Annotated in this window: 18 protein-coding genes; all 18 read left to right on the forward strand. The window is 69.3% G+C overall.

What is annotated here, in order from left to right; genetic code table 11:
* Window positions 1-86 precede the first annotated feature (86 nt).
* The 18 genes from G4H71_RS16320 to G4H71_RS16405 all read left to right on the forward strand — a co-directional run bounded on the left by G4H71_RS16320 (window position 87) and on the right by G4H71_RS16405 (window position 19,960).
* Window positions 87-506 carry an SRPBCC family protein gene (locus tag G4H71_RS16320; RefSeq protein ID WP_072738321.1) on the forward strand — a complete coding sequence of 140 codons (420 nt, stop codon included), beginning with the start codon at window positions 87-89 and terminating at the stop codon, window positions 504-506.
* A complete protein-coding gene (gene mftE / locus G4H71_RS16325) occupies window positions 503-1,234 on the forward strand; it encodes a mycofactocin biosynthesis peptidyl-dipeptidase MftE (protein WP_072738458.1) in 732 nt (243 codons plus the stop codon). The genes G4H71_RS16320 and mftE overlap by 4 nt, the downstream gene beginning before the upstream one ends.
* A 106-nt stretch (window positions 1,235-1,340) precedes the next feature.
* Window positions 1,341-2,324 carry an NADPH:quinone oxidoreductase family protein gene (locus tag G4H71_RS16330; protein ID WP_072738457.1) on the forward strand — a complete coding sequence of 328 codons (984 nt, stop codon included), beginning with the start codon at window positions 1,341-1,343 and terminating at the stop codon, window positions 2,322-2,324.
* Between the two features lie 282 nt (window positions 2,325-2,606).
* Complete coding sequence (mftF, locus tag G4H71_RS16335; RefSeq protein WP_072738320.1) at window positions 2,607-4,004, forward strand: mycofactocin biosynthesis glycosyltransferase MftF; 1,398 nt, start codon at window positions 2,607-2,609, stop codon at window positions 4,002-4,004.
* A 10-nt stretch (window positions 4,005-4,014) separates the two neighbouring features.
* Window positions 4,015-5,511, forward strand: a complete 1,497-nt coding sequence (mftG, locus tag G4H71_RS16340; RefSeq protein WP_072738319.1) for a mycofactocin dehydrogenase MftG — start codon at window positions 4,015-4,017, stop codon at window positions 5,509-5,511.
* A gap of 41 nt (window positions 5,512-5,552) precedes the next feature.
* Complete coding sequence (locus G4H71_RS16345; RefSeq protein WP_072738318.1) at window positions 5,553-6,857, forward strand: GAF domain-containing protein; 1,305 nt, start codon at window positions 5,553-5,555, stop codon at window positions 6,855-6,857.
* A gap of 104 nt (window positions 6,858-6,961) precedes the next feature.
* Window positions 6,962-8,485 (forward strand): acetaldehyde dehydrogenase ExaC, encoded by a 1,524-nt coding sequence (gene exaC, locus G4H71_RS16350; protein ID WP_072738456.1) that lies wholly within the window; start codon window positions 6,962-6,964, stop codon window positions 8,483-8,485.
* On the forward strand, window positions 8,485-9,021 hold the full coding sequence (locus G4H71_RS16355; protein ID WP_072738317.1) for a DUF779 domain-containing protein: 537 nt from the start codon (window positions 8,485-8,487) through the stop codon (window positions 9,019-9,021). The genes exaC and G4H71_RS16355 overlap by 1 nt, the downstream gene beginning before the upstream one ends.
* Before the next feature lie 120 nt (window positions 9,022-9,141).
* Complete coding sequence (eat, locus tag G4H71_RS16360) at window positions 9,142-10,575, forward strand: ethanolamine permease (protein WP_072738316.1); 1,434 nt, start codon at window positions 9,142-9,144, stop codon at window positions 10,573-10,575.
* Window positions 10,572-11,984, forward strand: a complete 1,413-nt coding sequence (locus G4H71_RS16365; protein ID WP_072738315.1) for an ethanolamine ammonia-lyase subunit EutB — start codon at window positions 10,572-10,574, stop codon at window positions 11,982-11,984. Before eat ends, G4H71_RS16365 begins: the two co-directional genes overlap by 4 nt.
* On the forward strand, window positions 11,981-12,781 hold the full coding sequence (eutC, locus tag G4H71_RS16370; protein ID WP_072738314.1) for an ethanolamine ammonia-lyase subunit EutC: 801 nt from the start codon (window positions 11,981-11,983) through the stop codon (window positions 12,779-12,781). Before G4H71_RS16365 ends, eutC begins: the two co-directional genes overlap by 4 nt.
* Window positions 12,782-12,935: 154 nt before the next feature.
* Window positions 12,936-14,183, forward strand: a complete 1,248-nt coding sequence (locus G4H71_RS16375; RefSeq protein ID WP_307718304.1) for an HAD family hydrolase — start codon at window positions 12,936-12,938, stop codon at window positions 14,181-14,183.
* 180 nt (window positions 14,184-14,363) lie between these two features.
* Window positions 14,364-14,999, forward strand: a complete 636-nt coding sequence (locus G4H71_RS16380) for a hypothetical protein (RefSeq protein ID WP_139183254.1) — start codon at window positions 14,364-14,366, stop codon at window positions 14,997-14,999.
* Window positions 15,000-15,124: 125 nt separating this feature from the next.
* Window positions 15,125-15,682, forward strand: a complete 558-nt coding sequence (locus tag G4H71_RS16385; RefSeq protein ID WP_072738312.1) for a hypothetical protein — start codon at window positions 15,125-15,127, stop codon at window positions 15,680-15,682.
* 40 nt (window positions 15,683-15,722) lie between these two features.
* Window positions 15,723-16,793: a DNA polymerase IV gene (locus G4H71_RS16390; protein ID WP_072738311.1), complete on the forward strand. Its 1,071-nt coding sequence runs from the start codon at window positions 15,723-15,725 to the stop codon at window positions 16,791-16,793.
* 33 nt (window positions 16,794-16,826) lie between these two features.
* The gene (locus tag G4H71_RS16395; RefSeq protein WP_072738310.1) at window positions 16,827-17,558 is read left to right on the forward strand and encodes a FadR/GntR family transcriptional regulator; all 732 of its coding nucleotides are present in this window, start codon (window positions 16,827-16,829) and stop codon (window positions 17,556-17,558) included.
* Between the two features lie 37 nt (window positions 17,559-17,595).
* The gene (locus G4H71_RS16400) at window positions 17,596-18,249 is read left to right on the forward strand and encodes a sterol desaturase family protein (protein WP_072738309.1); all 654 of its coding nucleotides are present in this window, start codon (window positions 17,596-17,598) and stop codon (window positions 18,247-18,249) included.
* A gap of 88 nt (window positions 18,250-18,337) precedes the next feature.
* Window positions 18,338-19,960 (forward strand): FAD-binding oxidoreductase, encoded by a 1,623-nt coding sequence (locus G4H71_RS16405; protein ID WP_072738308.1) that lies wholly within the window; start codon window positions 18,338-18,340, stop codon window positions 19,958-19,960.
* Window positions 19,961-19,964: the final 4 nt, after the last annotated feature.

Below are 19,964 nucleotides of genomic sequence, written 5' to 3' on the forward strand. Positions count from 1 at the left end.
TCCGCGATTCCCGATACCGTGAACGCGAGAGCCGGCTCGGAAGTCGGGTCGGCCGGATCGGTTGCCAGGAAGGACGGTGAACGACGATGGGATCCAGCCCCACGGGAAGGACCCGGGACGTCGGCTGGGAGATCGGGGTGTCGAGATCCATCCCCTTCGCGCCGGACCACGTGTGGGCGCTGCTCGCCGACCGGCCACAGGTGTGGCTGGGTGACGGAGCGCGGCTTCCTCGCGAGGTCGGGGAGCAGTGGGAGTCCGGCGACGGCACGGTGGGCGAACTCCGCAGCTTCCGCCCCGGCGACCGGATTCGGCTCACCTGGAAGCCCGTGCACTGGTCGCACGATTCCACGGTCCAGGTCGCACTGACGCCGTCGGCCCGGGGGACCACGGTGCGCTTCCATCAGGAGCGGTTGGCGAGTTCCGCCGAACGGGTTGCCCAGCGCGATCATTGGACTGCCGTCGTGGACCGGGTGGTCGCGGCGCTCGAACCCGGGGACCGATCCTGAGCTCGGCGGGGGAGGGCCCGGCCCGCGCCGCGGACGCGCCCCGTGCATCCGTTCTCGCCGACAGCACGTGGCCGGATGTCGAGCCCGGCGCGACGACGGTGATCGTTCCCGTCGGCTCGCTCGAGCAGCACGGTCCTCATCTGCCTCTCGACACCGACACGGTCGTCGCCACGGCCGTCGCGCGCGAGTTGCCGGGCATGCTGGCGCCGCCGGTGGCGTACGGAGCGAGTGGGGAGCACGAGGCCTTTCCCGGCACCGTCTCCTGGGGCACGGAGGCACTCACCGTGGTGTTGGTGGAGTACGGGCGGTCGGTGTGCCGGTGGGCCCGCCGGGTGCTGTGGGTCAACGGCCACGGGGGCAACGGCCCTGCGCTGGTGGCGGCGACGACGCTGTTGCGCCACGAGGGCCGGGACGTGGCGTGGTTTCCGTGTGCGATTCCGGGCGCGGACGCCCATGCGGGGCGCACGGAAACCTCACTGTTGCTGCATCTCTCGCCGGAACGTGTGCGTCTGGCCCGGGCCGAGCCGGGCAACTGCACACCGATGACCGAACTTCTGCCGGTGCTGCGGGAGCGGGGAGTGGCGCCGGTCGCGCCCAACGGAGTGTTGGGCGATCCGACGGGGGCGTCGGCGGACGAGGGGCGCCGGTTGCTGGCGGCGGTGGTCGGCCGGGCGGCCGCGGCGGTGGAGGCATGGGATCCGGGGCCGGACGGCCGGCTCCGCTATTGAACTCGAGGCCGGATTCACATATACATGGCGGGTGAGCGCCGCGCCGGGTTCCCGAGCGCGGTGAGAACGAGCGCGGTGAGAACCGGTGACGACGAAGGAGTCCGCAGTGCAGGCATGGCGTGTCGATCGGTTGGGTGAACCGCGTTCCGTCCTCGAACTGGTCGACGTCGAGGAACCGGTCGCCGGGCCCGGTCAGATCGTCGTCGACGTGCTCGCAGCGCCGGCCAACTTCCCCGATGTACTTCTCTGTCGAGGCGAGTACCAGGTCAAGCCTCCGCTGCCCTTCACGCCGGGGGTGGAACTGTGCGGTCGTGTCGTGGCCCTCGGGGAAGGAGTGGACACGGTCGGTATCGGCGAACGGGTGATCGGTAGCCCGAATCTCCCGCTGGGCGCCTTCGCCGAGCGCACGGTCATGCAGGCGTCGAACGCGTTCCCCGCACCTGCGGCGCTCGCGGACGCGGAGGCGTCCGCGCTGTTCATCGGATACCAGACAGGGTGGTTCGCCCTGCATCGCCGCACCACGTTGCGGGCCGGCGAAACCCTCCTCGTCCACGCCGCGGCAGGAGGGGTCGGGAGTGCGGCCGTGCAGCTCGGAAAGGCTGCGGGAGCCACGGTGATCGGGGTGGTCGGCGGCGCGCAGAAGGCCGAGTACTGCCGCAACCTCGGGGCCGACCTCGTGATCGATCGGCACGTCGACGACTTCGTGCCGATCGTCAAGGAGTTCACCGGAGGGCGCGGTGTGGACGTGGTGTACGACCCGGTGGGCGGCGAGGCCTACGAGAAGTCCACCAAGTGCATCGCGTTCGAGGGACGCATCCTGGTGATCGGATTCGCAGGTGGCACCATCCCGCGCCCCGGCCTCAATCATGCTCTGATCAAGAACTATTCGATCATCGGTCTGCACTGGGGTCTGTACCAACATCACGATGCCGCGGCCATTCGCCTGTGCCACGACGAACTCACCGCCCTCGCGGAGTCGGGAGCGATCGCGCCGCTGATCGGCGAGCGGCTCCCGTTCGCTCAGGTGCCCGAGGGGCTGGGCCGGCTCGGCGACGGGTCGACCGTCGGTCGGGTCGTCTTCGAGCCCTGATTCCGGCACCGGTGCCACCCCGGATCCCGACACGGTAGGGTCCCCGGGGACAGGCGCGGGTCCCGGCCGGTGGGCAGGGAGCGGCGCGGGCGCAGTGGCCCGACGGTGATCGGGGCCCGGACGGGAGGCTCACGCGATGCGACAGGGTGAACCGGACGCCACGGCCCGAGTGGGCGCCACGGGCGCCACTGCCGGAGTGTCCGGCGGAGGAATGTGCGGAGAGCCGATGATTTTCTTCGGGGATGCTATCCCTGCGCCCGTCAATCGGAATACCATCGGCTGATGCACCAAGCTCGGCTCCCCGACGGATTCGGGATCAGGATCGATCCCAAGGTGCGTACCTATTCAGGCGGTCGCGTCCTCATCGGCGGCTCTCCCACTCGCATGCTGAAGCTCGCGCCCACGGCGGCCGCGATGATCGGCGACGGATATCTCGAGGTCGTCGACCCGCAGAGCGCCGTCGTCGCACGCCGGCTCCTCGACTCCGGAGTCGCGAATCCGCGCCCGATGTGTACGCCGTCGCCGCGCGATGTCACCGTCGTGGTGCCGGTGCACGACAACCCGGCCGGTCTGCGGCGTCTGCTCGCCGCCGTCCGTGCGTGCGACGTCGTCGTGGTCGACGACGGGTCGCACGAGCCGGTGGCCTTGCCGGAGGATCTCCCGGGTCCCGGGCGGGTCACCGTCCTGCGGCACGAGACCGCGCGTGGCCCCGCCGCCGCACGCAATACCGGACTGGCCACCGTGACAACGCCGTTCGTGGCCTTCCTGGACTCGGACGTGCTTCCGCGAACGGGGTGGATCGAGGTCATGCTCGGTCACTTCAGCGATCCGGCCGTCGCGCTGGTCGCGCCCCGTATCGTGGCGCTCGAGCCGGACGTCGGGACGCTCGCCCGCTACGAGCACGCTCGCTCCTCGCTCGATCTCGGCCGCAAGGAGTCCGCCGTGTCTCCCGGCGGCCCCGTCTCCTACGTCCCGAGCGCCGCGATGATCGCCCGCCGCGAGGTGCTGCAGGACAACGGCGGCTTCGACGAATCGATGCAGGTGGCCGAGGACGTCGATCTGTGCTGGCGGCTGCGCGACGGTGGATGGCGGCTGCGCTACGAGCCCGTCGCCCAGGTGGCTCACGACCACCGGGTGACCTTCGCCGAGTGGTTCACCCGCAAGCTCTTCTACGGGACGGGCGCCGCGCCGCTCGCCGCGAGGCACTCCGGCATGGTGCCACCGGTGTCGATGTCTCCGTGGACGCTCTTCGCCTGGCTGGCGGCCGCGACGTGCACGAAGCTCGGCCTACTGGCAGCGATGGCGACATTCGTGGTCACGGTGCTACGGATGCGCACCATGTTCACCGGTCTCGATCAGCCGACGCGCATCGCTGCCGTCCTCGCCGCCCGGGGGTTCGTGGGGGGCGCGTGGCAATTGGCATCCGCCCTGTGTCGCCACTACTGGCCGGTGACCTTGCTGGCGGTGCTGCTCTCGCGCAGAATCCGCCGCATCGCGGTCGCGATCGCCGTCGCCGAGGGGGTCGCGGACTGGGCGACGCACCGTGAGCCGGGCGGGCTGGGCCCGGTCCGTCACACCATCTTCAAGCGACTCGACGACGTCGCGTACGGCACGGGACTCTGGCGGGGTGCGGTCGATGCCCGGGACTTCGAGGCGCTCAAGCCTCGACTGAAGTCCTAGCGGTACGGTCATCGCCGCCCATGCGGCCGGGGCCGCTGTCGAATTCGCCGATGTCGTCGTCGTGGGCGCCGGATCGGCCGGGTGTGTCGTGGCTGCCCGGCTGAGTGAGGACCCCTCCCGTACCGTGCTCGTGCTCGAGGCCGGACCGGCGGCGTTCGACGACACCCGGGTCCTCGACCCGACTCGGATGCCGGTCGGCCCCGGCAGTGATCTGGCGATCGACTATCCCGTCGAACTCATGTCCGACACCCGTGGCTCGGTGTCGCGCGGGCGGGTGGTGGGCGGCTCGGGCGCCGTGAACGGCGCCTATTTCGTCCGCGCACCGGATGCCGACTTCGCGAGGTGGCCCGCATCGTGGTCGGCGGACGAGGTACTTCCGTGGTTCCGGTTTCTCGAGCACGACCGGGACTTCACCGGCCCCCGGCACGGGGCCGACGGGCCGGTGCCGGTCGAGCGGCGGGATGCCGAACGATTCGACGGGGTCGGCGCGGCATTCGCGGACGTGGCCCTCGCCGCCGGATTCGGGTGGATTGCCGATCTCAACGACGGTGGCGACGCGGGAGTGGGTCCCGTTCCTCTCAACGTGGCATCCGGACGCCGGGCGTCGACGGCGCACACACACCTGCGGCCCGCGTTGGGGAGAACCGGGCTGACGCTGCGACCCCGTGCGTTGGTCCATCGGATCGCGTTCGAGGGCAACAAGGTTCGTGGAGTCGTATGGTCCGAAGGCGCGGGGGAGAGGCTGGTGCTGACGAACCGGGTCGTTCTCGCGGCGGGGGCCGTCGAGACGCCGGCGCTGTTGCAGCGGTCGGGTGTCGGTCCGGTGAATGTCCTGGTGCGGCAGGGGATCCCGGTGGTGGCAGACTCTCCGAACGTGGGACGTGACTTCACTGATCATCCGGAGATGTTGGTGCCGTTCATGTTTCCCGACGGGAGGGATGCGACCGATGTGTCGGCACCGGTCGTCGAGGTCGTATTGAACGTGGGCGACTGTGAAATCAGGCCGTACACGGCACCGTTCGGCGACCTGGTTCCCGGCTCGGGTGTCTCGGAGTGGCAGCTCGGGGTGGGGCTGATGAGGGCGGACAGTGTCGGTGCCGTCGAGATCGTGTCGGCGGACCCGTCCGCCCGGCCTTCGGTGCGCTACGGCTACCTCCGTTCGGGCCGGGACCGGGACGCTCTCGGCGAAGGAATGACGGTGGCTCGGGAGATTCTCTCCACCAAGCAATTCGGTGGTGGCCGACCCGGCGGCGGACACGTCGCGTCGCCGGCTGCGCGGTTGTCGACGGCCGCGCACCTGTGCGGGAGTTGCCGGATGGGGACGGACGCGGATTCGGTGGTCGACGAGCGGGGCCGCGTGCGCGGGGTGGACGGGGTGTTCGTGGCGGACAGCTCCGTGATTCCGGTGGTGCCCACTCGCGGGCCGCATGCCACGGTGGTCATGGTCGCGGAGCGGATCGCCGCCTTCCTCGCCGCCCCGGCAGGAGCGGATACCGTTCACCTGTGACCGGGGTTACAGTGGGGGAACGTTCGAGAGGAGCCCGCCCGATGCCCGCTGACAGCACCCGATCCAACCCGTGGATTGCGGTCCGTCCCGGTGAGGACACCGGCACGCTCGCCCGGCGCGTCTCGAGTGCGTACGAGCGGTTCGTCGCCCGATCGGCGGACAACCCCGACGAGGGTGGTGTGCCGGTCCGGTCGGTGGTTCTCGAATCCTGGCAGCGGAGTCTGCGCGGCGGTGTGGATCCGGACCGGGGTGCGGAGGGGTCGGCGCTGGGGGCGGCCGATCTCGAGGAGTACCGGGCGGCGCATCCGATCTCCTCCATTCGCCCCGTCGTGCGGAGCCTGCTGGTGGACGGTGCGGAGGATTCCGGGCTGCTCGTCGCGATCTCGGATCAGCGGGGACGGCTCCTCTGGGTGGAGGGGGATCGGTCGGCGCGCGATCGCGCGGACCGGATGAGCTTCATCGAAGGTACGGACTGGAGCGAGGCGGCGGTCGGCACCAATGCGCCGGGCACGGCCCTGCAACTCGACCACTGCGTCCAGATCTTCGGCGCGGAGCATTTCAGCAGGAACGTGCACGACTGGAGTTGCGCCGCCGCACCGGTCCACGATCCGGTCTCGGGGCAGCTGTTGGGCACCGTCGACATCACCGGCGGTCCGAGGGTCGCCACACCCGAGGCACTGCAACTGGTGCGCGCGACGGTTGCCGCAGCAGAAGCCGAACTCCGCCTGCGCGGGCTGGACGCCGGGCCCGATCCGGACCGGGGCGCTGCCCGGCTCGAGGTCCTCTCCGAGGAGCGGCCGCGGCTGCGCCACGGCGGCCGGGTGGTCCGATTGTCCCGCCGTCACGGGGAGATCCTCCTGTTGCTGGCCGAGCACCCCGAGGGCCTGGCAGCCGAGCACCTGTCGTTCCTGCTCGACGACCGCGAACTCGACACCGTGACCGTGCGGGCCGAAATGTCGCGTTTGCGAAAGATATTCGGATCCGCGAACATCGCCTCACGTCCGTACCGACTGCTCGTTCCGTTGGTCACCGATATCGACGAGGTGCGCGGCGACCTCGACCGAGGCGACGTCCGTGCGGCGCTGGACCGCTACCGCGGACCGGTGCTCGCGGGTTCGGATGCGCCCGGCGTCGTCCGTATCCGCGAGGAACTGTGGGCGAGCGTGCGCGCCGGGGTTCTGGGGGAGGCGGACGCCGACGCGCTCCGTCGGTGGACCGAGTCCCCGCACGGGCGCGACGACGTCGAATCCTGGTCCGCGTATCTCGCGCACCTCGACCCCGCGAGTCCGCGCTACCGAAGGATCGCGGCACATCTGAGCGTCCTGGATCGTCGGCTCGCAACGTAGTTGCAACCCTCGGGCTCTTAATGTCGTGAGTCACAGCACGCGCATCATGTGCCACGACTCACCGTCGAGGTGTGGCCGCGCGGCAACGAGACGAGGAGAAATCGATGACCGTCTATGCCCGCCCGGGAGCGGCCGACGCCGTGATGTCGTTCGCACCGCGCTACGAGAACTGGATCGGCGGACGGTGGACGCCGCCGGTCGGGGGACAGTACTTCGAGAACCCCACCCCGGTCACCGGTGAGGTGTTCTGCGAGGTGGCACGTTCGACCGCCGACGATGTCGAACTCGCCCTCGATGCCGCGCACGCCGCGGCCCCGGCGTGGGGAAAGACGTCCGTCGCCGAACGAGCCGTGATCCTGAACAAGATCGCCGACCGGATCGAGGAGAACCTCGAATCCATCGCGGTCGCCGAGTCGTGGGACAACGGCAAGCCGGTACGCGAGACACTGAATGCCGACATCCCGCTCGCGATCGACCACTTCCGATACTTCGCCGGAGCGATCCGCGCGCAGGAAGGGTCCCTGTCCGAGATCGACAACGACACCGTCGCCTACCACTTCCACGAGCCGCTCGGCGTCGTCGGCCAGATCATTCCCTGGAACTTCCCGATCCTGATGGCGGTGTGGAAGCTCGCTCCCGCGCTCGCCGCGGGCAACGCGGTCGTGCTCAAGCCGGCCGAGCAGACGCCGGCGTCGATCCTGCACCTGATCGGCATCATCGGTGACCTGTTGCCGGACGGGGTACTCAACATCGTCAACGGCTTCGGCGTGGAGGCCGGCAAGCCTCTGGCGTCGAGCCCGCGGATCCGCAAGATCGCCTTCACCGGTGAGACGACCACCGGGCGCCTGATCATGCAGTACGCGTCGCAGAACCTCATTCCGGTGACTCTCGAACTCGGCGGGAAGAGCCCCAACATCTTCTTCTCCGACGTGCTGTCCGCGAACGACGACTTCCAGGACAAGGCGCTCGAGGGCTTCACGATGTTCGCCCTCAACCAGGGTGAGGTGTGCACCTGCCCGTCCCGGTCGCTGATCCAGCAGGACATCTACGACGAGTTCCTCGCCCTCGCGGCGATCCGGACCAAGGCGGTGCGGCAGGGCAACCCGTTGGACACCGACACGATGATCGGCGCCCAGGCGTCCAACGACCAGCTCGAGAAGATCCTCTCCTACATCGAGATCGGCAAGAGCGAAGGGGCCAAGGTGCTCACCGGTGGTGAGCGCGCCGAGCTGGGTGGTGACCTGTCCGGCGGGTACTACGTCCAGCCGACGGTCTTCACCGGCGACAACTCGATGCGGATCTTCCAGGAGGAGATCTTCGGTCCGGTGGTGTCGGTGACGTCCTTCTCCGACTACGACGAGGCGATCCGCATCGCCAACGACACGCTGTACGGGCTCGGTGCCGGCGTCTGGTCGAGGGACGGCTCCGTCGCCTACCGTGCCGGACGCGACATCCAGGCCGGACGTGTGTGGACCAACACGTATCACCAGTACCCCGCGCACGCCGCGTTCGGTGGCTACAAGCAGTCCGGAATCGGACGGGAGAACCACCGGATGATGCTCGACCACTACCAGCAGACCAAGAACCTGCTGGTGAGCTACGCGACCAAGGCGCAAGGCTTCTTCTGATGGCGCCGGTGCCGGGCCGGATCGTGGCCACCGCGGACGCGATCGCCGTGCTGCGCCGGCTGCGCGACACCCACGGTGCACTGATGATGCACCAGTCCGGTGGCTGTTGCGACGGCTCGGCGCCGATGTGTTATCCCGCAGGAGAATTCGTCGTGGGCGACCGGGACGTCCTGGTCGGGCTGTTGGATCTCCGGCTCGCCGTCGGCGAGGTGCCGGGGTCGCTCCCCGACCAGGACGCCGGCGTCCCGGTCTGGATCTCGGGCTCGCAGTTCGAGGCATGGAAGCACACCCAGCTGGTGCTCGACGTGGTGCCCGGCCGAGGTTCGGGGTTCAGCCTGGAGGCGCCGGAGGGCGTGCGATTCCTCAGCCGTGGACGAGCGTTCACAGCCGAGGAGATCGAGGTGTTGGCGACGGTCCCACCGCTCACCGGACAGGCATGGGAGGGAGGGCGACGCCCGGCACCTCCGGCGGGCCCTCAGGTCGTCGCCGAAGCGGTCGACGCATGCCCCGTGCCCGGAAACTCGTCCGAAGTCTGACCCTGTTACATCGCAGTCATCCGCCGATGATCTGACCGCACCACACTGTTGCCGGGCCCCGCCAGCGCGGGTGTCCGACCCGTGTCGTGTGCACATCCGGAACGAGAAGGAGGGTCGCCCGTGGCGATCACCACTGGGAAGTCCTCGCACGAGGAGTTCCACAACGAGGACAGCGAGTATCTCGCGAAGCGCACGCTCAAGTCGGGGTCGGCGGGGTGGATCCTGCTCGCGGGTCTCGGCGTGAGTTACGTGATCTCCGGCGATTACGCGGGGTGGAACAACGGCCTCGCGGAGGGCGGCTTCGGCGGCCTGCTGATCGCGGCCGTCGTCATCGCCGGTATGTACCTGGCCATGGTGCTGGGGATGGCCGAGATGTCCTCGGCTCTTCCCGCCGCGGGCGGCGGCTACACCTTCGCCCGCCGAGCGCTCGGACCTTGGGGCGGATTCGCCACCGGCACAGCGATTCTCATCGAGTACGCGATCGCTCCCGCCGCCATCGCGACCTTCATCGGCAGCTACGTCGAATCCCTGAACCTCTTCGGTATCACGGACGGCTGGTGGGTGTACCTGGCCGTCTACGCGATATTCATCGGGATCCATCTCACCGGAGCGGGTGAGGCGCTCAAGGCGATGTTCGTGATCACTGCGATCGCCCTGGTCGGTCTCGTGGTGTTCGCGGTCTCGGCGTGGGGGCTCTTCGAATCCGGCAACCTCACCGACATTCCCGCGGACCCCGACGCCGTGGGCAGTTCCTCGTTCCTGCCGTTCGGCGTGCTGGGAATCTGGGCCGCAGTTCCGTTCGCGATCTGGTTCTTCCTCGCGGTGGAGGGCGTACCACTCGCCGCGGAGGAGGCACGCGAGCCGGAGAAGAACGTCCCCAAGGGCATCATCATCAGCATGTTCGTGCTGATCGTCACGGGTGCGAGCGTGCTGTTCCTCGCAACGGGTGCGCTCGGCGCGGAGGAGTTGTCCACGTCCGGGAACCCGCTCGTCCAGGCACTCGGCGACAGCGGCGCGGCCACGGCGGTCAACTACATCGGGCTCGCCGGACTGGTGGCCAGCTTCTTCTCCATCATGTACGCGTACTCCCGGCAGACGTTCGCGCTGTCGCGTGCCGGCTATCTGCCGACCAGCCTGTCGGTGACCAACTCCCGCAAGGCGCCGATGCTCGCCCTGATCGTTCCCGGCGTCGTCGGCTTCGTCCTGTCGCTGACCGGGGAGGGCGCGATGCTGCTCAACATGGCGGTGTTCGGTGCCGCCCTGAGCTATGTGCTGATGATGATCAGTCACATCGTGCTCCGGAAGCGCGAACCGGACATGCCGCGCCCGTACCGTACGCCCGGTGGCATCGCGACGACGTCGTTCGCCCTGGTGGTTGCGGCTGCCGCGGTGATCGCCACCTTCCTGGTGGATCCGCAGGCCGCTCTGTGGACGTTCGTCGCCTTCGGCGGGTTCATGGCGTACTTCGGCCTCTACAGTCGACATCATCTGGTGGCGAACTCGCCCGACGAGGAGTTCGCGGTGCTGGCGAAAGCGGAGGAAGAACTCGAATGACCCGGTACACACAGGCCCTCGGCGGAACCTCCCACAGCTTCGACGGGCTGGTCGAGCTGATGGCCAAGGCCACCCCACACAGGAGTGGGGACGAGCTGGCCGGCTGCGCGGCACACTCGGATGCCGAACGCGCCGCCGCCCAGTGGGCGCTCGCGGAGGTACCCCTCGACCGGTTCCTGCACGAGCTGGTGGTGCCCTACGAGGACGACGAGGTCACCCGGCTGATCATCGACTCCCACGACCGCAACGCGTTCCGGCAGGTCTCGCACCTGACGGTCGGAGGCCTGCGGGACTGGTTGCTCGAGGTGTCCTCCACCGACGACGCGGCGGCCACGCTGGCCGCGGTGTCACCCGGACTGACCCCGGAGATGGTGGCCGCCGTCAGCAAGATCATGCGCAACCAGGACCTGATCGCGGTGGCCCGCGCCGTCGTGGTGACGGCAGGGTTCCGTACCACCGTCGGACTGCCCGGTCGGCTGAGTACCCGGCTGCAACCGAACCACCCGACGGACGACCCCCGGGGCATCGCTGCGGCCACCCTCGACGGGTTGCTCCTCGGCTGTGGCGACGCGGTTCTGGGCATCAACCCGGCGACGGACTCGCCGCACGCGACCTCGGAACTGCTGCACCTGCTCGACGAGATCCGGCAGCGGTTCGCGATCCCCACCCAGTCCTGTGTGCTCTCGCACGTCACCACGACGATGGGGCTGATCGAGCAGGGTGTTCCGGTGGACCTGGTGTTCCAGTCCATCGCAGGCACCGAGGGCGCCAATTCCGGCTTCGGAGTGACTGTCTCGCTGTTGCGTGAGGCCAACGAGGCGGGTCGTTCGCTGCGCCGCGGAACGGTCGGCGACAACGTGATGTACCTGGAGACGGGGCAGGGTTCCGCGCTCAGTGCGGGCGCCCACCTCGGCGTCGGGGGTGTGCCGGTGGACCAGCAGACTCTCGAGACCCGGGCGTATGCGGTGGCCCGGGATCTCGAGCCGCTGTTGGTGAACACCGTCGTGGGCTTCATCGGTCCGGAGTACCTCTACGACGGAAAGCAGATCATCCGGGCGGGGCTCGAGGACCATTTCTGCGGCAAGCTCCTGGGTCTGCCGATGGGTGTGGACGTCTGCTACACCAATCACGCCGAGGCCGATCAGGACGACATGGACACGTTGCTCACGCTGCTCGGGGCGGCAGGCGCGGCGTTCGTCATCGCGGTTCCCGGCGCCGACGACGTGATGCTCGGCTACCAGAGCCTGAGCTTTCACGATGTCCTGTATGCCCGGCGCGCTCTGGGATTGCGCCCCGCCCCGGAATTCGAGGCGTGGCTCGCCGGTCTCGGTATGGTCGATGCACAGGGGCGCGTGTTGCCCGTCGACGCCACGGATTCCCCGCTGCGCGCGCTCACGGGTGCCCGATGACGGTCTCGGAGGTGGCGGTGAACGGCAACGATCCCGTACAGCAGGACTTCTGGTCGGAGCTGCGCCGCAGTACGCAGTCCCGGATCGGGCTCGGCCGCGCCGGTGATGCCCTGCCCACGCGGCGGGTGCTCGAGTTCCGTGCGGCGCACGCCGCGGCCCGCGATGCCGTACACGAACCGCTCGACGTTCCGAGCCTGGCGGAGCGGGTGCGCACCGTCGGCATCGGAGATCCGGTAGCCGTGACGAGCCTGGCCACCGGACGTGGGGAGTACCTGCGCCGGCCGGATCTCGGGCGTGCGCCGGCCGATCTGTCCGCGATCCCGCGCAGTGGTGCCGAGTTGGGATTCGTGCTCGGCGACGGGCTGTCGCCGCGGGCGTTGACGGACCACGGAGTGGAGCTGCTGGCTGCGCTGGTCGCCGAACTCTCGGACCGCTACTCGATCGCGCCCCCGGTGATCGCGACCGAGGCTCGGGTGGCGCTCGGCGACCACATCGCCGAGGCGATGGGTGTGCAGACGCTCGTCGTGCTCATCGGTGAGCGCCCGGGACTGTCCGTCGCGGACAGTCTCGGTATCTACCTCACTCATCTGCCTCGGCCCGGACGGGCCGACTCGGACCGCAACTGCATCTCCAACATCCACCCGCCGGAGGGGCTGGGCTACGAGCAGGCGGCGAAGGTCGTCGCCGGCCTCGTCTCCGGTGCCCGGCGGCTCGGCCGCTCCGGAGTCGATCTCAAGGACACCTCTCGCTCGGACGAGTTGTCCGCGAGCGAGACCACCGCCCTGATCATCGAGTGAGCTTCCTCGAGCGAGCCGCCTGACATTCCCACCTCGCGGCCTCGCTCTCCCCGGCACCTCCGGGTGCCGTCCCCCTGTTCGCGACGTCGGAAGACGAGGACCGATCGTGATATCTCGTGCTGCACGGACAATTCTGGCGGGCACCTTCGCGGGTGTGCTGCTGCTGACTGCCTCCTGTTCCTCCGGCGCGGACGACGCTGCGGAACCCGAGACCGCCGACGCCGCGGAGTGCGCGTCGCTCGACCCGGACCTGGTCTGGTACGGCGACATTCGGGGGCGGCTCGACCGGATGATCGCCGAGTACGGGGAGTGCGGAGATCCCGGCGACGTCGACGAGGGCGCTCCGCTGGCGTTGTTCGACTGGGACAACACGGTCGTGAAGAACGACATCGGGAGCGCCACCGCCTACTGGATGCTCCGGAACGACAAGATCCTCCAGCCGAGGGATCGGGACTGGACGACGACGAGCCGCTTCCTCACCCCGGAGGCCGCGGCGGCGTTGTCCGCGGCCTGCGGTACCGAGGTCGCACCGGGTGCACCCCTCCCGACCAGCTCCGACGTGAACTGTGCGGACGAGATCGTCGCGGTCATGGACGAGGAGACCCGCTCGGGTCTCCCGGCGTTCGCCGGCTACGACCACCGGCGGACCAAGGCTTCCTACGCATGGGTCGTGCAATTGTCGGCCGGCCGTTCGATGGACGAGGTCGAAGAGTTCGCGATCGCGGCGCGTGAGGAGAGTCTGGCTGCCCCGGAGGGCTCGACACAGGTCGTGGGGAGCACCGTCGTGGACGGCTACGTCCGCTACTACCCGCAGATCGAGGATCTCGTGAAGACACTGCACGCCAACGGTTTCGACGTGCGCATCATCTCCGCCTCGGCGGAGCCCGTGGTCCGGGTGTGGGCGCGCGAACTGGGCCTGCCGCCCGAGCGGGCGATGGGCGTTCGGCCGGTGGTGTCCGAGGGCATACTCACCGGTGGCCTGGTCGGCTGCGGCGGCGTGGCCGACGGCGAGGACACCGTGATCCCCTATGTGGAGGGAAAGCGGTGCCAGGTCAACGAGGTCGTCTACGGGATCGGCGGGCCCGCCGCCTTCGACCCCCTTCCAGCCGATCGGCGGCACGTGTTCGCCGCGGGGGACTCGGTGACGGACGTGACCTTTCTCGCGGACGCGACCGGGGAGCGCCTGGTGATCAACCGGAACAACCCCGAACTCATGTGCCACGCGTACGACAACAGCGACGGCAAGTGGCTGATCACGCCGATGTTCCTCGATCCGAACGAACGTGCCGAGGAGCCGTACCCGTGCGCGAGTACCGCGTTCACCGAGCCGGACGGCCGGGCCGGGCCGGTCGTGCGCGCCGACGGCACCGAGATCGCGGACCAGAGGGATGCGGTGTACTGACCGAGGCGTGGTCCTCGATGCCCGGACGTTCTCCCGCCCCATGTCGTTCGCTGTGCTCGGTAACGTGACGGTGAATAACAGACATTCCTCCTGGTCGCTGTTCGACCGGTAGTCGGTGGCTCCGGTCTGCCTGTGAGATACTCGCAGGCAAATCAGCGGCAAACCCTGGGGAGGCGCGGAGTGAGGGCTTTTCGCACGAAGCTCGACACCGATGTGGTCCGCGCCGAGCTCGCGGCCCGCGCGGAGCACGCGCACCTTCGGTTCCGGGTCGCTCTCGACTCCTTGCTCGCGGCGTGCGGCTGGTACGTCCTCGCCGACATCGGGCCCCGGCGGCTGGTGCTCGCCTTCGAGGACGCCGCCGTCCTCGAGCGTGAGGAGGGGCAGTTCCGCACCTACTCCGACTACGAGACGGCAGCGCAGGGCGCGCTCGCCGAGGCGCGAGCAGCGGTGACGGACATCCCCGATGCCCTCGAGGACTCGTCGCTGGAAGGGCTCGCGCTGCTGGCCGATCGGGTCTCCCACACGGTGACCGGATTCGTCGCACCGCGACTGGACCGCCGGGCGGCTGCCTGCCGGGTGGTGACAGTGTCGCAGGCCCACTCCCTGGTCGACCGGGTTCAGCGCCCGTACCTCGGGGCGCTCGACATCGCCGCGACGGCACGGCATCTGGACGGGGACCCGGAACAGGTCATTCGCCCGATGGGCGCCCTGGCCGCCCGGTGGGAGGCCTTCCCCGACTCGCGGCACGCCTGCGCGACCGACATCGTCGACTGCGCGGACGACTACCTGGCGCGGACCTGGGCGGTGCCCAGCTGAATCGGTGACTCGCGACGCGAACCCACCCCCGGCGGGCGACGTCTATGGTGAGCACGCGGCCGACCCGGCCGGCATGTGTGGGGCCTCGGATACGGCCCGTGGAACGAAGCGAGGAGAGTGACGGCATGGCGTTCGCCGGAAACGTGGACGAACTGGCCTTGTTGCAGACCGTACGCATCAAGGGAGCGGTGACGCCGGAACTGCTCGCGACACATCTGGGCGTCGCGCCCGCCTCGGCGCAGGCTGCGTTCGACGCACTGGTCGGGCAGGGCAAGGCGGCCGAGTCGGCTCCCGGATCGATCGCGCTCACGCCGGCCGGTCTGGCCGAGCTCGAGGATCAGCTCGACGCCGAACGGGTGTCGATCGACGAGGATTCCCTGGCCGACGTGCACGAGAGCTTCGTGCCCCTGCAGGCGCGTTTCGCCGAGGTGATCGCCTCCGCGGACGTCGAGCGCCTCGGCGCACTCGACGCCGAGGCGGCGGGTGTCTTCGACGACCTCTCGGCGTTCGTCCCGAGGCTCTCGCGTTATCAGGATCTTCTCGCGGAGGCGCTGGGCAAGGTTCGCGCCGGCCAGACGGACTGGATCGGCGAATCGGGCATCGACTCCTACGCGACGGTGTGGTCGGAACTGCGCCGGGAACTGCTCGAGGCCGCAGGGCGCACGGAGGACGACGCCGCCTGATTCGGGGGCGGGGCGCGCGGCTTCCGCGCAGACTGAGGGCATGCCCGACGCCCCGCCCCGCCGGTGGGTACTCCATCTCGACCTCGACCAGTTCATCGCCGCGGTCGAGATCCTGAGGCGGCCGGAATTGCGTGGCCGTCCCGTCGTCGTGGGTGGTCACGGCGTTCCCGGAGAACGTGCGGTCGTCTCCACTGCGTCGTACGAGGCCCGCGAGTTCGGGGTCGGCTCCGGCATGCCGATGGTGACGGCTCGGCGCACGCTTCCGGATGCGGTCTTCCTGCCCGTCGACGCCGAGGCATACACCGCGGCATCCGAGGCCGTGATGGGAGTGCTGCGCTCCTACGAGGCGCTCGTGGTCGAGGTCCTGGGGTGGGACGAGGCGTTCATCGGCGTACCCACGTCCGACCCGGAGGCGTGGGCTCGGGAGATCCGGCAGGCCGTGTACGCCGCGACCGAACTGCATTCGTCGACAGGCATCGGCGACAACAGGCTGCGGGCCAAGATCGCGACGGGGTTCGCCAAGCCCCAGGGCATCTACCGCCTCACGGAGGCGAATTGGTACCTGGTGATGGGTGCCCGCCCGCCCGACGCGCTCTGGGGCGTCGGGTCCCGGACGGCGAAGAAGCTCGAGGCGTTGGGCATCACGACGGTGCGGCAGCTGGCGGCGACACCCGACGACGACCTCGCCGCGGTTTTCGGTCCGAAGATGGGCCCGTGGATCGGCAGCATCGGTAGGGGAGAAGCCTCCGCAGAGGTGAGTGCCGAACCGTGGGTTCCCCGTTCGCACAGCCGGGAGACCACGTTCCCACGGAACCTGGCGGACTGGGCCGAGGTGGCCGAACAAGCCCGGGTCCTCGCGGCCCGGGTCGCCGAGGACATCCGTGATGAGGGGCGACCGGGTGTGCGGGTTGGGCTGAAGGTGCGGTACGCACCCTTCTCGACCCACACCACGAGCCGCGCGCTGCCGGAACCGACGTTCGATGCGGAGATCCTCGCGGATGCTGCCGTCGCGCTGCTCGAGCGCCTCGACCACGATCGCGAGGTGCGTTTGCTGGGTGTCCGGGTCGAGATGACTCCGCCCGCGCAGAAGGAAAGTGGTCTTACCACTTGACCACCTTCCGGGACGCGGCCTAGCGTGAGCGGTATGGAACTCACTCCGGTGCAGCGCAGATCGGTGCCCGACGACGTGTTCGAGCAACTGCTGGAAGGGGTGGTCGGGGGCGGGCTGTCTCCGGGGGATGCGCTGATGAGCGAGCGCCGGATGGCGGAGGGCCTCGGTGTCTCTCGTCCTGCGGTGCGAGAAGCGTTGGGGCGCATCGTCGCACTGGGTCTGGTCGAGGTCAGGCAGGGCGGGACGACCGTCGTCAAGGATCTCCGCCGCTCCGCAGGGTTCGACCTGCTACCCCGGCTGCTCGTGCGGGGAGGTGAGGTCGATCTCGACGTGGCCCGCAGCATTCTGGAGGCCCGTCTGTGGAACGGCCCCAAGGTGGCCGAACTCGCTGCCGTCCGGGGCTCGGACGACCTCGGCTCGGTTCTCGACGGGGTGGTGGATGTACTGGCTGCAGCCACCGACGGCGTGCAACGTCAGCGCGTCGCGCTGGAGTTCTGGGACCTGGTCGTCGACGCGGCGGATTCGATCACCTTTCGGTTGATGTTCAACACACTGCGGTTCTCGTACGAACCGATGATCGAGGCGCTCGCCGTGATGATGTCCGCCGAGGTCGACGAGATCGGACGCTACCGGGCCGTCGTCTCGGCGATCGGCGACCGCGACGGCGAGCGGGCCTTCGAGTGCGCGCACCAGCTACTCGAGCCGGCGACAACGGCGCTCACCGACGTTCTCACTGCTGCGTCGGCTCTCGGGGAGGAGCGATGAGGGCGACTCGTCCGACTCTCCGGCGTTCGGCAAGGGCGTGACGCTCGGGGGAGTCTGCCGAGAGTTCGTCCGCCACCCCAGTCCGTGGATCATCGGCACCCTGTTCCTCGGCGCACTGGTCACCCGGGTACTGCTCGGTGGGTGGAGTCCGGCGGACGCGCTCGTTCCGTTGGCGATGATCGCGACATTTCCGTTGCTGGAGTGGGTGATCCACGTCTTCGTTCTGCACTGGCGGCCCCGGCGCGTGGGTCCGTTGACCATCGACCCGCTGTTGGCGCGCAAGCATCGTGCACACCATCACGATCCGCGTGATCCGGTTCTGGACTTCATCCCCGCGCCGGTGTTCGTGTGGCTGGTGCCATTGTTGCTCGCGGTCACCGTGGTCGTGCTCCCGCGGCTCGAATGGGGTCTGACGTTCCTGATCGGAATCACTGCGCTCGGCCTGGCCTACGAGTGGACGCATTTCCTCATCCACACCGATTACAGGCCGAAGAGCGCCCTCTACAAGGCGACGTGGCGTCATCACCGCGACCATCACTACCGCAACGAGCACTACTGGTTCACCGTCACCACCTCGGGAACGGCCGACCGCCTGCTGGGAACGGGACCCGACCCCTCCGAGGTGGAGAAGTCGCCCACCGCGAAGCGACTGCACGGGCTGGACGTCACCCCGCGCCGAATGAAGCGTTGACAGTTGACCCAGTGGTAAATTACCGTCCGGTCAATTCACTTCCGGTCACTTCTCGGACGGGGAGTGACCAGAGAGGACGGAGGACGCGATGCCCGGGCGAACACGGTCGTGGTGGGGGTGGGGCGCGGTCGAGGACGCCGTCGTCGGCGCCGAGCGCACTGCCCTCACCGAGCGGGTCGCGGCGCTGCTCCCAGGCGCCGATCTCGGAGTTCACGAGCCGCCCGCTCTCGAGTCCCTCACGATCGCCCCGCCGCGGATCGCACCGCCGGACGCGCTCGCGCACCTGATGTCGGCGGACACCGAGGACCGGGTCCGGCACGGTCACGGGCAGGCATTCCGCGACGTCGTCCGCTGTCTGCTCGGGAAGATCCCGCCCGCACCGGATCTCGTGGCACGTCCGGCGAACGAGCGCGACGTCGTCGACGTCCTCGACTGGTGTTCGCGCGCCGGGATCGCGGTGATTCCCTACGGCGGTGGCACATCCGTCGTCGGTGGAGTCGAGCCGCGGACGGGCGGGGACCACGTCGGCGTGCTGAGCTTGGACACGGGCGAGATGAGTGCGGTGCTCGAGGTCGACCCGGTCGGTCGAGCCGCGCGTATCCAGGCCGGGATCCTCGGCCCCGCGCTCGAGGATGCGCTCCGCGGAGACGGATACACACTGCGTCACTTCCCGCAGTCCTTCGAGTTCTCCACTCTGGGAGGCTGGCTGGCCACGCGCGCGGGTGGACACTTCGCGACGGGGCCGACCCACATCGACGACCTCGTCGAGTCGATGCGGGTGGTGACGCCGGCCGGAATCTCGCAGTCTCGCCGGCTGCCCGGCTCGGGGGCCGGGCCGTCGCCCGATCGGCTGTTTCTCGGGTCCGAGGGAATCCTGGGTGTCGTGACCGAGGCGTGGATGAGACTCCAGGAACGTCCGCGATGGCGGGCCGGAGCATCGGTCGAGTTCGGTGACTACTCGGCCGCGGTCGAGGCCACCAGGCTCATCGCGCAGTCGGGACTGTCCCCGGCCAACTGCCGTCTGCTGGATCCGATGGAGGCGATGCTCAACGCCGGAACCACCAGTGCGGGAGGTGTCCTGGTGCTGGGGTTCGAATCGGCGGACCATCCGGTCTCGGACGCGCTGGACCGGGCGCTGGAGATCTGTCGTGACCACGGCGGGCACGTTCCGGGCCGCGTTCGGGTCACCGGACCGGGTTCGGACCCCGCGGGCCGGCCGACGGCCGAGGCGGCCGACCGCTGGCGCTCCTCCTTCTTGCGCATGCCCTACCAGCGGGACGCGCTCGCCGCGCAGTCGATGATCGTGGAGACCTTCGAAACGGCCTGCACGTGGGACCGTTTCGACGAGTTGCGCGCCGGCGTACTCGCCGCGGCAGCGGCCGCATTCGAGGACACCGGGGTCACCGGGGTGGTGACGTGCCGGTTCACCCACGTGTACCCGGACGGTCCCGCGCCGTACTTCGGCGTCTACGCGGCGGGACGATGGGGAAGCACGGTCGCGCAGTGGGACGACATCAAGGCCGCCGTCTCCGAGGCACTGTCTGCCGCCGGTGGCACGATCACCCACCACCACGCGGTCGGACGGGACCATCGACCGTGGTACGACGGCCAGCGGCCCGAGCCGTTCGCGGCTGCGCTGCGGGCGGCGAAGTCGACGCTGGACCCGGCTGGGATACTCAACCCCGGAGTACTGATCGACCCTGTGTACTGACGTG

It is taken from the genome of Rhodococcus triatomae, assembly GCF_014217785.1.
Classification (GTDB): domain Bacteria; phylum Actinomycetota; class Actinomycetes; order Mycobacteriales; family Mycobacteriaceae; genus Rhodococcus_F; species Rhodococcus_F triatomae.